Annotated in this window: 10 protein-coding genes and 1 tRNA gene; 2 read left to right on the forward strand and 9 right to left on the reverse strand. The window is 73.0% G+C overall.

Annotated features, from left to right (window positions below; genetic code table 11):
• Window positions 1–34: 34 nt before the first annotated feature.
• From thrC to ACLWS4_RS16135, 5 genes are all read right to left on the reverse strand, one after another.
• Window positions 35–1,135: a threonine synthase gene (gene thrC, locus ACLWS4_RS16115; protein ID WP_049655889.1), complete on the reverse strand. Its 1,101-nt coding sequence runs from the start codon at window positions 1,133–1,135 to the stop codon at window positions 35–37.
• 10 nt (window positions 1,136–1,145) lie between these two features.
• Window positions 1,146–2,438 carry a homoserine dehydrogenase gene (locus ACLWS4_RS16120; protein WP_049655891.1) on the reverse strand — a complete coding sequence of 431 codons (1,293 nt, stop codon included), beginning with the start codon at window positions 2,436–2,438 and terminating at the stop codon, window positions 1,146–1,148.
• A gap of 138 nt (window positions 2,439–2,576) precedes the next feature.
• Window positions 2,577–3,968, reverse strand: coding sequence for a diaminopimelate decarboxylase (gene lysA, locus ACLWS4_RS16125; protein ID WP_416874420.1), 1,392 nt, complete (start codon window positions 3,966–3,968; stop codon window positions 2,577–2,579).
• An 89-nt stretch (window positions 3,969–4,057) separates the two neighbouring features.
• Entirely contained in the window at window positions 4,058–5,719 is a 1,662-nt protein-coding gene (gene argS / locus ACLWS4_RS16130) for an arginine--tRNA ligase (RefSeq protein ID WP_049655895.1), read from the reverse strand.
• A gap of 83 nt (window positions 5,720–5,802) precedes the next feature.
• Window positions 5,803–6,258, reverse strand: coding sequence for a response regulator (locus ACLWS4_RS16135; protein ID WP_049655897.1), 456 nt, complete (start codon window positions 6,256–6,258; stop codon window positions 5,803–5,805).
• Between the two features lie 224 nt (window positions 6,259–6,482).
• On the opposite strand from ACLWS4_RS16135, the gene ACLWS4_RS16140 reads away from it, so the two are divergent.
• Window positions 6,483–6,554: transfer RNA gene (locus tag ACLWS4_RS16140), tRNA-Arg, on the forward strand.
• 123 nt (window positions 6,555–6,677) lie between these two features.
• Here the strand turns inward: ACLWS4_RS16140 and ACLWS4_RS16145 are convergent.
• From ACLWS4_RS16145 to ACLWS4_RS16160, 4 genes are all read right to left on the reverse strand, one after another.
• A complete protein-coding gene (locus tag ACLWS4_RS16145) occupies window positions 6,678–7,655 on the reverse strand; it encodes a trypsin-like serine peptidase (protein ID WP_074001447.1) in 978 nt (325 codons plus the stop codon).
• A gap of 108 nt (window positions 7,656–7,763) precedes the next feature.
• Window positions 7,764–8,696, reverse strand: coding sequence for a carbohydrate kinase family protein (locus ACLWS4_RS16150; RefSeq protein WP_049657742.1), 933 nt, complete (start codon window positions 8,694–8,696; stop codon window positions 7,764–7,766).
• A gap of 84 nt (window positions 8,697–8,780) precedes the next feature.
• Window positions 8,781–10,394: an MFS transporter gene (locus tag ACLWS4_RS16155; protein ID WP_416874421.1), complete on the reverse strand. Its 1,614-nt coding sequence runs from the start codon at window positions 10,392–10,394 to the stop codon at window positions 8,781–8,783.
• A gap of 182 nt (window positions 10,395–10,576) precedes the next feature.
• On the reverse strand, window positions 10,577–12,301 hold the full coding sequence (locus ACLWS4_RS16160; RefSeq protein ID WP_416874422.1) for a DUF885 domain-containing protein: 1,725 nt from the start codon (window positions 12,299–12,301) through the stop codon (window positions 10,577–10,579).
• Window positions 12,302–12,420: 119 nt separating this feature from the next.
• Here ACLWS4_RS16160 and ACLWS4_RS16165 point away from each other — a divergent pair, with 119 nt between their 5' ends.
• Window positions 12,421–13,155 carry a TetR/AcrR family transcriptional regulator gene (locus ACLWS4_RS16165; protein ID WP_074001443.1) on the forward strand — a complete coding sequence of 245 codons (735 nt, stop codon included), beginning with the start codon at window positions 12,421–12,423 and terminating at the stop codon, window positions 13,153–13,155.

The following is a 13,155-nucleotide window of genomic DNA, read 5'->3' on the forward strand; positions in this document are numbered from 1 at the left end:
CGAAAGGGTCGGCCCGTCGGGGCGTCAGGGCCCTTTACCGGTCGAGCAGTCCGAGGCTGCGGGCGGCCGCCTCCGGGTCGATCGGGACGATCTGCGGCTGCGGCGCGCCGGCCACCGCCCAGTCCGGGTCCTTCAGGCCGTTGCCGGTCACGGTGCAGACGATCCGCTGGCCCGGGTCGACCAGGCCGGCCTCCGCCTTGGCCAGCAGACCGGCCACCGAGGCGGCCGAGGCGGGCTCCACGAAGACGCCCTCCTGCGAGGCCAACAGCCGGTAGGCGGACAGGATCTGACGGTCCGTCACCTTGTCGATGAGGCCGCCGGACTCGTCCCGCGCGGCGAGCGCGAAGTCCCAGGAGGCCGGGTTGCCGATCCGGATGGCCGTGGCGATGGTCTGCGGCTTGAGCACCGGCGCGCCGTCCACGATCGGGGCCGAGCCGGAGGCCTGGAAGCCCCACATCCGCGGGGTGCGGGTGGCGAGGCCGTCGGCCGCGTACTCGCGGTAGCCCTTCCAGTACGCGGTGATGTTGCCCGCGTTGCCGACCGGCAGGACGTGGATGTCCGGGGCGTCGCCGAGCATGTCGACGATCTCGAAGGCCGCGGTCTTCTGGCCCTCGATCCGCACCGGGTTGACCGAGTTGACCAGCGCCACCGGGTACTTCTCGGACAGTTCACGCGCAAGGGTGAGGCAGTCGTCGAAGTTCCCGTCGACCTGGAGGATCCTGGCGCCGTGGACCAGCGCCTGGCCCATCTTGCCGAGGGCGATCTTGCCCTGCGGGACGAGCACCGCGGAGACCATCCCGGCCCGCACCGCGTACGCGGCGGCGGAGGCCGAGGTGTTGCCGGTGGAGGCGCAGATGACCGCCTGCGCGCCCTCCTCCTTGGCCTTGGAGATGGCCATCGTCATCCCGCGGTCCTTGAAGGAGCCGGTCGGGTTGGCGCCCTCGACCTTGAGGTAGACCTCGCAGCCCGTGCGCTCGGAGAGCACCTGGGCGGGGACCAGGGGCGTGCCGCCCTCCAACAGGGTGACCACCGGGGTGGCCGCGGTGACCGGCAGGCGGTCCCGGTACTCCTCGATCAGGCCGCGCCACTGGTGGGTGTGCGCGCCTCGGACGACGTTCTCGGCAACGGCGTTCATGGCTGGTTCCTTATTCCCCTTCGACCCGCATGATGCTGGCCACGTCCCGCACGCTGTCCAGCGCGCGGAGCTTGTCGACCGTCGCCGACAGCGCGGCGTCGGTGGCACGGTGGGTGACCACGACGAGCGAGGCGTCGCCGTCGCGGCCCTGCTGGCGCACGGTGTCGATGGAGACGCCGTGCTCGGCGAAGACGGATGCCACCTGGGCGAGCACGCCCGCGCGGTCGTCCACGTCCAGGCTGACGTGGTAGCGGGTGACCACCTCGTCCATCGGCTTGGCCGGCAGCCGCGTGTACACCGAGTCACCGGGGCCGGTGGCGCCGGCGAGCTTGTTGCGGCAGACCGCGACCAGGTCGCCGAGCACCGCGGAGGCGGTCGGCGAGCCGCCCGCGCCGGGGCCGTAGAACATCAGCCGGCCGGCCGCCTCGGCCTCGACGAACACCGCGTTGTACGCCTCGCGGACGGAGGCCAGCGGGTGCGACAGCGGGATCATCGCCGGGTGGACGCGCGCGGTGACGGACTCGCCGTCCGCGGCCCGCTCGCAGATCGCGAGCAGCTTGACCACGCAGCCCATCTCCTTGGCGGAGGCGATGTCGGCCGCCGTCACCTCGGTGATGCCCTCGCGGTAGACGTCCGCCGCGGTGACCTTGGTGTGGAAGGCGATGCCGGCCAGGATCGCGGCCTTGGCGGCGGCGTCGAAGCCCTCGACGTCGGCCGTCGGGTCGGCCTCGGCGTAGCCCAGCGCGGTGGCCTCCTCCAGCGCCTCCGAGTAGCCGGCGCCGGTGGTGTCCATCTTGTCGAGGATGAAGTTGGTGGTGCCGTTGACGATCCCCAGCACCCGGTTGACCTTGTCCCCCGCGAGGGACTCGCGCAGCGGGCGCAGCAGCGGGATCGCGCCCGCCACCGCGGCCTCGTAGTACAGGTCCACCCCGGCCTCGGCGGCCGCGGCGTGCAGCTCGGTGCCGTCCTTGGCGAGCAGCGCCTTGTTGGCGCTGACCACCGAGGCGCCCTGCCGGAAGGCGGACAGGATCAGCGATTTGGAGGGCTCGATGCCGCCCACCACCTCGACCACCACGTCGATGTCGCCCCGGTTGACCAGGGCCTCGGCGTCGGTGGTGATCAGGTGCTCGGGGACGCCCGGGCGGGTCCGCCCGGCCCGGCGGACCGCGATCCCGGCCAACTCGACCGGAGCGCCGATGCGAGCGGCGAGGTCGTCGGCCGTCGTCGTCATGATGCGCGCCACCTCGGAGCCCACCACACCACAACCCAGCAACGCCACCTTCAGCGGGCGCGTACGCATCATCCGACTCCGCTCTGCATTCTTCTGCTTCGGTAATTTCCGGCGGGTTTTCCTGGACCGCCGGGAACTTCGGTCTCTACCAGTCTCCGGGACTTTCCGTACGGATCTACGGTCGTTCCATGATCTGAGACGAGGATTTCGTCATCCGATATCCAGACGCAGGAGATCCTCCTCCGTCTCGCGCCGGACGATCACCCGCGCCGCACCGTCCCTGACGGCGAGCACGGGGGGCTTGAGGGCGTGGTTGTAATTGCTCGCCATCGACCGGCAGTAGGCGCCGGTGGCGGGCACCGCGATCAGGTCGCCCGGGGCCAGGTCGGCCGGCAGGAAGGCGTCCCGGACGACGATGTCGCCGGACTCGCAGTGCTTGCCGACCACCCGCACCAGCATCGGCTCCGCGTCGCTGGTGCGCGACACCAGGGCCACCGAGTACTCGGCGTCGTACAGCGCGGTGCGGATGTTGTCGGACATCCCGCCGTCCACGCTGACGTAGGTGCGCAGGCCCTCCAGCGGCTTGATGGTGCCGACCTCGTACAGCGTGAACGCCGTCGGGCCGACGATCGCCCGGCCCGGCTCCACGCTCAGCCGGGGGGCGTCCAGGTTCGCGGCGGCGCACTCGCGGCGGACGATGTCGGCCAGCGCGGCCGCGATCTCGGCCGGCTCGCGCGGGTCGTCCTCGCTGGTGTACGCGATGCCGAGGCCTCCGCCGAGGTCGATCTCGGGCAGCTGGACGCCGTGCTCGTCACGGATCCCGGCCAGCAGGCCGACCACCCGGCGGGCGGCCACCTCGAAGCCCGCCATGTCGAAGATCTGCGAGCCGATGTGCGAGTGGATGCCGCGCAGCTCCAGGCTGTCGTGGCCGAGCACCCGGCGCACCGCCTCGGCGGCCGCTCCCCCGGTGAGCGACAGCCCGAACTTCTGGTCCTCGTGCGCGGTGGCGATGAACTCGTGGGTGTGCGCCTCGACGCCGACGGTGATCCGGATCAGCACCCGCTGGCGCACGCCCTGGCGGGCGGCGATCGCGGCCAGGCGCCCGATCTCCTCGTAGGAGTCGACCACGATGTGCCCGACGCCGGTCTTCACGGCGTGCTCGAGCTCGTCCGCCGACTTGTTGTTGCCGTGCAGCGCGATCCGCTCCGGCGGCATCCCGGCGGCCAGGGCGACCGCCAGCTCGCCCGGGCTGCACACGTCGAGGTTGAGGCCCTCCTCGTGCAGCCAGCGCACGACGGCCTTGGAGAGGAACGCCTTCCCGGCGTAGTAGACGTCCGCGCCGGTGCCGAAGGCGTCCCGCCAGGCGCGCGCCCGGGACCGGAAGTCCTCCTCGTCCAGCACGTAGGCGGGGGTGCCGAACTCGGCGGCCAGCCGCCTGACGTCGATGCCGCCGACGGTCGCCACGCCCTCGGCGTTCCGGGCGACGGTGCGCGACCAGACCTTGGGGTCGAGCGCGTTCAGGTCGGCGGGCGGGGCCTGGTAGTGGCCCTCGGGCAGGACGTCGCCGTGACGGGGGCCTGCCGGGTGTGCGGAGCGACTCATCTTCGGAGATCCTTCGAGACCTATGGCGAGGGGCGGCGACGGTCCACGTTGACCGTCAGCCGCCCCCGCCGTGCGCTTGGGGGTGGTGCCTACATCCGCTCGGGCGCCGTCACGCCCAGGAGCGTGAGTCCGTTGGCGAGCACGGTGCGCGTCGCCTCGACCAGCCAGAGGCGGGCGCGGTGCGTGTCGGAGAGCTCCTCGTCGCCCTTGGGCAGGAACATGCAGTTCTCGTACAGGCGGTGGTACTTGCCCGCGAGGTCCTCCAGGTAGCGCGCGACCCGGTGCGGCTCGCGCAGCTCGCCGGCCGTGGCCAGCACCCGCGGGAACTCCGCGAGGTGGCCGAGCACGTCGGACTCCCACTCGGTGGCGAGCAGCTCGGGCTTGAACTGCTCGACCGTGCCCTTGTCCACGCCCAGCTCGGCGGCCTTGCGGGCCACGCCGCACATCCGGGTGTGCGCGTACTGGACGTAGAAGACCGGGTTCTCGTTGGTCTGGCTGGTCAGCAGGTTGATGTCCAGCGTGATCGTCGAGTCCGTGGAGGAGCGCGCCAGGGTGTAGCGGGCGGCGTCCACGCCGATCCACTCGATCACGTCGTCGATCGTGATGATGTTGCCGGCCCGCTTCGACATGCGGACCTCTTCGCCGTCGCGAAGCATCTTCACGAACTGGCCGATCTTCACCTCGATGTTGTGGTCCATGTCGTCGCCCGCGCAGGCCGCGATGGCCTTGAGGCGGTTGACGTAGCCGTGGTGGTCGGCGCCCAGCATGTAGAGCGCGACCTCGGCGCCGCGGTCCCGCTTGGACAGGTAGTACGCGGCGTCGGCGGCGAAGTAGGTCTTGTCGCCGTCGGCCTTGACCAGGACGCGGTCCTTGTCGTCGCCGAAGTCGGTGGTGCGCAGGAAGACCGCGTCGTCCTGCTCGAAGACGTGGCCCTGCTCGCGCAGCCGGTCGATGGCCTTCTCGACCGCGCCGGAGTCGTGCAGCGTCTTCTCCGAGAACCACACGTCGAAGTGGGTGCCGAACTCGTCCATCGAGCGCTTGATCTCGGCGACCATGAGCTTGAGGCCCTCGGTGCGGAAGACCTGGAGCTGCTCCTCCTCGGAGAGGTCGAGCACGCCGGGGATCGCGTCGGTGAGCGCCTTGGCGATGTCGACGATGTACTCGCCGACGTAGCCGTCCTCGGGCGCCGGGCGGCCGTTCGCGGCGGCCTGCAGCGAGGCGGCGAACTTGCCGATCTGCACGCCGGCGTCGTTGAGGTAGTACTCGGTGGTGACGTCGGCGCCGGAGGCCCGCAGCACGCGCGCCATCGAGTCGCCGACGGCGGCCCAGCGGACGCCGCCGATGTGGATCGGGCCGGTCGGGTTGGCGGAGACGAACTCCAGGTTGATCCTCAGGCCCTTGAGGGCCTCGTTGCGGCCGTAGGCCTCGCCCGCCTCGACGACGGTGCGCGCCAGCGCGCCGGCGGTGGCGGTGTCCAGGGTGATGTTCAGGAAGCCCGGACCGGCGATGTCGACCTTGGCGACGCCGGTGATCCCTCGCAGGCGGTCGGCCAGCAGCTCGGCAACGGCTCGCGGCGGCTTGCCGGCCGCCTTGGCGAGCTGGAGGGCCACGTTGGTCGCGTAGTCGCCGTGGTCCCTGTTCTTGGGCCGTTCGACCGTCACGTGCTCGGGCACGGCGACGGCCAGCTCGCCCGCCTCGACGGCGGAGCTCACTGCGGCCTGGATTGCCTGGGAAAGGTCTGCGGGGGTCACGACGCCAAGCGTAGGCGAGACGGGGTGCCCGCCCGCCACCCGGTTTACCGGTTGAGACGCCGGTGCGCCGTGGTTACCGGGTCTCAGCCGCGATCCGTCCGCTCTGTTCGCTCAGGGCGAACTGCGTCGGACGGACCGGCACGGCGCCCGCCGGACGGACCGGCGGACTGTTCCGCGAGCCCCATCAGGCGCCGGACCAGGGCCACCAGGTCGGCCGGGTCGAAGGGCTTGCCGAGGTAGCCGTCCACCCCGACCGTCTCCCCCAGGTCGAGGTCCGCCGGGGTGCAGGCGCTCACGATCGCGATCGGCAGCCGGCTGGTGTCCGGGGTCGCGCGCAGCCGGGCCGCCGTCCGCAGGCCGTCCAGCCTCGGCATCACCACGTCCAGCGTCACCACGTCGGGCCGCACCCGGCGGACGACCTCCAGGCACTCGGCGCCGTCGGCGGCGGTCACCACCTCGAAGCCCTCGAGCTCCAGGTTGACCCTGATCAGCTGGCGGATCACCTCGCTGTCGTCCACCACGAGGACCCGCCCGGACACTCCCGACACCTCACCGAGGGTATCGGCGGCCCCGCCGCCCCGTCCGGCCTTTGGGCACTTCCGCCCCCCACCCGGCACACGGCCCGATCCCCGGGTCGATCCGCCGCCCGATTCGCGGCCCGATCCGCGGCCCGGACGATCTTCGGGGAAACCCGTGCACGGACCACCGCCGGAGCCTGGTACTGTTCTCACGTCGGAAGCGCGAGCGACCGACAGGCCAACAGGCCCCCGTAGCTCAGGGGATAGAGCACCGCCCTCCGGAGGCGGGTGCGTAGGTTCGAATCCTACCGGGGGCACTTCGCAGGAAGTGCAAGTCAGGCCCAGATCAGTGGAGTTGATCCACGGATCTGGGCCTTTGTCGTATGCGGACGCGCGACCGGGTCCGGGCCCGGGTGGGGGCCGGGTCCGGACCCGGTGTCTCAGGAGGCGGCCGCCTCGGCCTGGGTGTACAGGTCCGCGATGGTGTGGTCGAAGAGGGCGCTGTACGAGATGTCGTCGGTGTCGCCGCCCTGCTGGTAGCCGCCGATCGCGCCGATCACGTCGCCGGTGGCGGTGTTGATCCACGGGCCGCCGCTGGTGCCGCCCGGGTAGGCCGGGCAGTGGACGACCCGCTGGTAGGCGCTCTGCTGCCCGGTGGTGTTGGTGCACAGGACGGGCGCCTCGGCGTCGGCGGGGTAGCCGTAGAGGCGGACGGTGGCGCCGAACGGCTCGTCGGTGCCCAGCCGGTTGCCGCCGACCACGTCCTCGACGTTGCGGCCGTTGCTGGGGGCGGTCTCCAGGATCGCGAAGTCCTCGTCCTCGTCGCCCTTCTGGGACCAGCCGGCGGTGGTGTGGATCGCGGTCACCCGCCAGGTGCCGTACGGGGCGGAGCCGTCGCGGTAGCCGGGGGCGAAGGTGACGCCGTCGGTGCTGCTGAGACAGTGCGCGGCGGTCAGCAGCAGGTTGCCGGTGGCGCTGTGCAGCACGCTGGCGGTGCAGAAGTGGTCGCCGGCCGTCGGCGTGCCGCTGAACAGCGCGCCGACCGTCCCGGTCTCACGGTCGCCGGCCGGCGCCGGGGCGGTGGTGCCGAGCGCGACGTCGGCGGCGGTGGTGGTCGGGGCGGCCGGCGCGGCGGCGGGGGTGGCCGTCGCGGTGGCCGTCGGGTCGGCGGTCGGCGCCGCGGAGGGCGTGGGGGCCGCGACCGGGGCGGGCGGGGCGACCGCCGCCGGGTCGGCGGCCGGGACGGGCACGGCGGCCCGGGTGCTGCGGGCCGCCTTCCCGGCGGCCGTCGTGTCGGACAGGTCCAGCCCGTGCGTCCCGGTCAGCACCGCGGCGACCGCCACCGCGGACAGCGCGGTGAACAGGGACGGGGCCAGGAGTCTGCGGCGGCGCGAGCCCTCGCGGCGGTGCTTGCCCATGCCTGTCTCTCCTGCCGGGGCGGTCGGTGGCGTCGTTCGGTGAACGACTATGGCGCCTCAGCCTGGAAAGGGCGTGACCGGCTCCTTGGAGCTCGATGAGAAATACCGTCAGCGCGTCAGCACCGCGTCCAGTTCTGCGGCTCCGACGAAAGCGGTGTGCGTCCCGGCGGCGGTGCAGGCGAAGGCCCCGGCCACCGTACCGGCCCGGGCGCAGTCCAGCGGCGGGCGGCCCTGGAACCAGGCGTACAGGAAGCCGGACACGAAGGCGTCCCCGGCGCCGTTGGTGTCCACCACCGGACGGCCCGGGTCGACGGCCGGCAGCCGGCGCGGCGCCGGGTCGTCCCGGGTGAGCAGGTGGCAGCCCTCGGCACCGGCGGTGGCGACGACCACCCGCGCGCGCCCCTCGGCGAGGATCGCGCGCATCACCTCCTCGTGCCGGCCGCGGCAGCCGGCCACCGAGAGGAAGACCAGGTCGGAGCCGAGCGCGTAGTCGCGGTGGTGCGGGTCGGCGCCGTCCCAGTCGTGCAGGTCGGTGGAGGTGGTGCGGCCGAGGCGGTGCAGGTCGCCGTACATGTCCCGGTTGACGCCGGTGATGGACAGGTGGACGTGCCGGCTGCGCTCGGCGTACGGCAGACAGAAGTCGCGCGGCAGCCGCAGGTCGGCGGGGTGGCGGCCGTCGAAGAAGGAGAACCGGCGGCCGGCCGGGTCCACCAGGTTGACCCCGCGCGGGGTGCCGTACGGGCTCACCAGGTGCGCGAAGTGCAGTCCGTGGCGCGCGTAGTGGGCGCGGACCAGGTCGCCCTGGGGGTCGTCGCCGAGGAAGTCGATGAACGCGGTGCGCAGGCCGAGGTGGTGGGCGCCGAGGGCGACGCCGTTGCCGGTGTGGCCGACGTAGTCCCGCACCGGCTCGACGAACCGCGAGTCGCCGGGCGGGAGTTCCAGCCGCTCGACCCGGACGATGGTGTCCACACCGCTGCCGCCGACGACGAGCAGGTCGAACTCGGGCGGCGCGGCCTCGGGCGAAACGGTCTCGGACGGCACGGCGGCGCCTCCTTGCTTCCTGGACGGTGGTGGCCAGGAGTCAAGCAGGCGCCGGAGGTTGACTGCAAGGACTTGCTGCAAATTTCAATCGGCCGGTGGCCGCTCCGGACCCGCCTCGGCGCGGACCTCGGCCCCGGTCTCGACGTTCGCCCGGACGTCGGCCCGGGCCACGGCCCGCGGGCTCGGCCGCCCGTCCACCGCCCGTACGGCGGACGCCGATGCCGCCCCGCCCTCGACGGCGGTGGCCGCGACCGGCGTCGGCCGGTGGTCGATCATCAGCACCGCGACCAGCGCGGCCGCCAGCAGCACGCCCATCGCCACCCAGGTCGCGACCACGTAGCCGTGCACCGCGCCCTGGGCCCGCACCGCCGGGTCGGCGGCGATCCGGGTGGCCAGGAAGCTCGCGGTGGCGCTCGCGGCGACCGTGTTCAGCAGCGCGGTGCCGACCGAACCGCCCACCTGCTGCGCCGAGTTGATGGTGGCCGAGGCCGCGCCGGCCTCGTTCGGGGCGACCCCGAGGGTGGCCAGGCTCATGGCCGGCATGAACACCAGGCCCATGCCGAAGCCGATCAGCAGTTCGGCGGGCAGCACCATGCCGGCCCACGGGCTGTCCACCCGCATCTGGGTCAGCCAGGCCATGCCGCCCGCGGCGAGCAGCAGGCCGGGGCCGATCAGGTTCCGGGACGGCACCCTGGTCATCATCCGGGCCGCGAAGCCCGTCGAACTCAGCACGATGGCGACCGTCATGGGCAGGAAGGACAGGCCGGACACGATCGGCGAGAAGTGCTTGATGGCCTGGAGGTAGTAGGTCAGGAACAGGAAGAGGCCGAACATGCCGACCATCGCCAGGCCCACCGAGAGCGCGCCGCCGCCGCGGTTGCGGTCGGCGACGATGTGCAGCGGCAGCAGCGGGTGCGCGGTGCGCCGCTCCACCAGGACGAACGCCACGAGCAGCGCCACGCCCAGGACCAGCGGGCCGATCACCAGGCCGTCGCCCCAGCCCCTGGTCACGGCCTCGGAGGTGCCGTAGACGATCGCCAGCAGGCCGCCGCAGCCGAGCAGCGCCCCGGGCAGGTCCAGCCGCAGCCGGCGGCCCTTCCCGACGTGGTCGCGCTTCAGCACGTTGAAGGCCGCGAAGGCGGTGACGGCGGCGATCGGCACGTTGACGAACAGGCACCAGCGCCAGTCCAGGTACTCGGTCAGCAGGCCGCCGGCGATGAAGCCGATCGCGGAGCCGCCACCGGCGATCGCGCCGAAGATGCCGAAGGCCGTACTGCGCTCCCGCGGATCGGAGAAGGTGGTGGAGAGCAGCCCCAGCGCGGAGGGGGCGAGCAGGGCGCCGAACGCGCCCTGGAGGGCGCGGGCGCCGAAGAGCATGGCGGGGCCGACCGCCGCGCCGCCGAGGGCGGAGGCGAGGGCGAAGCCCAGCAGGCCGACGGTGAAGACGCGCTTGCGGCCGAAGAGGTCGCCCAGCCGGCCGCCGAGCAGCAGCAGGCCGCCGAAGGCCAGCGTGTAGGCGGTGATCACCCACTGCCGGTCGGCGTCCGAGATGCCCAGGTCCCGTTGGGCGGACGGCAGTGCGATGTTCACGATGGTGATGTCGAGCACGATCATGAGCTGGGCGGTGGCGATGACGGCCAGCGCCCACCAGCGGCGGCGGTCCGCGTCCTCATGACCGGCGACGGTTCTCGCAGTCACTGGTCGAGCCTTCCGGAGTGGGGCGGAGAGGTCACGCAGTCGCCTTCCAGCCAAACCCCGCTCCGGACGGATGGCAAGGAAAAACCTCACCAAATCAGACCTTCGGGACAAAAGAACCAGGCCCCCGGGACTGCGGACCGAGTCCCGGGGGCCTGGTTCCACGGCTCGCGCCGCGTGGTGGCTCAGAGCGCCGAGAGCTCCTCGACCAGGTCGTCCAGCCCGAGCGAGCCCTGCGAGAGCGCCGCCATGTGCCAGGCCTTGAGGTCGAACTCCTCGCCGCGCGCCTCGTGCGCCGCCTTCGCCGCCGCCCGGCCGCGCAGCCAGGCGCGCTCGCCCAGCTTGTAGCCGATCGCCTGGCCGGGCAGGCCCAGGTAGCGGACCAGTTCGCTGTCCAGGAAGTCGGCGGACAGGCCGCAGTACAGGCCGAAGAACTCCCGGGCGTGCTCCGGGGCGACCGGCTCGCCCGGCCGGTACGGGGAGTCCGCCGGGAAGTCCAGGCCCACGTGCATGCCGATGTCGACGATGACCCGCAGCGCGCGCATCATCTGCGCGTTGAGGTAGCCCAGGCGGTGGCCCGGGTCGGTGAGGTAGCCGAGCTCGTCCATCAGGCGCTCCGCGTACAGCGCCCAGCCCTCCAGGTTGGCGCTGACCCCGCCGAGGCTCACCTGGTAGGTGGAGAGCCGGTCGGCGACGTAGTTCCACTGCGCGAGCTGGAGGTGGTGGCCCGGGACGCCCTCGTGGTACCAGGTGGAGACCAGGTCCCAGACCGGGAAGCGGTCCCGGCCGACCAGCGGCAGCCAGGTCCGCCCGGGACGGCTGAAGTCCAGCGAGGGCGCGGTGTAGTACGGCGCGGCGGCGCTGCCCGCCGGGGCGATCCTCGACTCGACCCGGGTGACCGGCTCGGCCAGGTCGAAGTGGGTGCCCTGGAGGTCCCGGACGGCCTGGTCCATCAGGCCCTGGAGGTACTCCCGGGCGGCCTCGGCACCCTCGATCGCCGGGCCGTCCGACTCCAGCCAGCGCATCGCCGCGAGCGGACCCGCGCCCGGCAGGACCTTCTCGGCCTCGGTCTCCATCTGCGCCAGCAGGTCGTGGAACTCGCTCCAGGCCCAGGCGTAGGCCTCGTCGAGGTCCAGGTCGGCACCGGTCCAGTAGCGCACCCAGCGGACGTAGCGCTCCCGGCCCGCGGTGTCCGGGGCGCCGGCCGCGGCCGGGCCGTACACGTCGCGCAGCCAGTCCCGCAGCTCCGCCAGCGCCTCGGCGGCGGCCACCGCGTGCTTCGACAGCTCGGGGTGCAGGCCCTCCGGCGCGCCCTGGACGAAGGTGCCGAACCAGGCACCGGGCACCCGCTCGGCGGCGGGCGTGTCCTCGCCCAGCCACTCGGCGAACTGCCCGAGCACCGTGGCCACCTGGCGCGGGCCGGACAGCAGGCCGCGCTCGACGCCCTCCGTCAACGTGCGCCGGTACTGCGCGAACGCCTCCGGGAGCCGCGCCATCCGGCGGCCGATCACCTGCCACTCGGCCTCGGTGTCGGTGCCCATCAGGGTGAAGGACTCCCGCACGTCGTGCACCGGGGAGCCCAGGTTGCGCAGCGAGCGGAAGTTCTCCCCCGCCTCGTGGACGGCGAGTTCGGCGGTCAGCCGCTCGCGCAGCAGCCGGGCGCAGCGGCGCTCCGCCTCATCGTCGGCGGCACCGGCCCGCTCGGCCTCGTCGAGCTTCGCCAGGGTGCGGCGGGCGAGGTCGGCGACGGCCTCGGGACCGGCCGGGGAGAGGTCGGGAAGCCGGTCGTCGTCAAGGTTGAGACCGAGGTACACCGCGGTCAGCGGGTCGAGCTCGGCCAGTTCGCGGACGTGGTCGTCGGCGATGCGGCGAGGGGTGGCGCCGTCGGCGGTGATCAGTTCTTCACGCATTCGGACATCATTTCGTGGCGCGGCAGCTTTGCAACCCCTTTGCGAGCCGGGTTCGCCTGCGAAAATCCGTTCGGCGCGACCGGATCCGATCCGTCCGGCGCCCATTACGCTTGGCCGCCATGGAAGCCAGCCCCGCCCCGGCCGCACCCGAGCCGCGCCCGCGCCGCACCGGCTACCGGCGGCTGCCGGTCCAGCAGCGGCGCGAGCAGCTGATCGCGGTCGCCCTGGAGCTGTTCGCCTCCCGGCCGCCCGAGGAGGTGGGCCTGGACGACGTCGCCGAGGCCGCCGGGGCCTCCCGCCCGCTGGTGTACCGCTACTTCGCGGGCGGCAAGCAGCAGTTGTACGAGGCCGCGCTGCGCACCGCGGCGGACGAGCTGAGCAGCCGCTTCGCGCTGCGGCTGAGCGGGACGCCGTCCGAGCAGCTGTCGGCGGTGCTGGACGGCTACTTCGCCTTCGTGGCCGAGCACGACGCGGGCTACTCGGCGCTGCTGCGCGGCGGTTCGGTGGTGGAGACGGCCCGCACCTCGGCGATCGTGGACGACGTCCGGCGGGAGGCGCTGCGCCGGACGCTGCGCCACCTGGGCGTGCGGGAGGCCGGGCCGCGGCTGACGCTGCTGGTGCGCTCCTGGATCGCGGTGGTCGAGGGCGCGTCGCTGAGCTGGCTGGACGAGGGGCGCGCGCTGCCGGTGGCGGAGCTGCGCGACTGGCTGGTGGACCAGTTCACCGCGATGGCGGCGGCGACGGCGCTGCACGACCCGCAGACGGCCGAGGTGCTGGCGGGGGTGCTGGCGCTGGAGGGGCCGCGGCCGGAGCGGGCGGAGCGGCTGCGGGCGGTGCTGGGCGGCGGCTCCTAG

Source organism: Kitasatospora sp. SC0581 (assembly GCF_048159585.1).
GTDB lineage: Bacteria > Actinomycetota > Actinomycetes > Streptomycetales > Streptomycetaceae > Kitasatospora.

Excerpts from the sequence above, each read along its gene's own strand:
- thrC (WP_049655889.1), bottom strand. The coding sequence starts at position 1,135 with ATGAACGCCGTTGCCGAGAACGTCGTCCGAGGCGCGCACACCCACCAG.
- ACLWS4_RS16120 (WP_049655891.1), bottom strand. The coding sequence starts at position 2,438 with ATGATGCGTACGCGCCCGCTGAAGGTGGCGTTGCTGGGTTGTGGTGTG.
- lysA (WP_416874420.1), bottom strand. The coding sequence starts at position 3,968 with ATGAGTCGCTCCGCACACCCGGCAGGCCCCCGTCACGGCGACGTCCTG.
- ACLWS4_RS16145 (WP_074001447.1), bottom strand. The coding sequence starts at position 7,655 with ATGGGCAAGCACCGCCGCGAGGGCTCGCGCCGCCGCAGACTCCTGGCC.
- ACLWS4_RS16160 (WP_416874422.1), bottom strand. The coding sequence starts at position 12,301 with ATGCGTGAAGAACTGATCACCGCCGACGGCGCCACCCCTCGCCGCATC.
- ACLWS4_RS16165 (WP_074001443.1), top strand. The coding sequence starts at position 12,421 with ATGGAAGCCAGCCCCGCCCCGGCCGCACCCGAGCCGCGCCCGCGCCGC.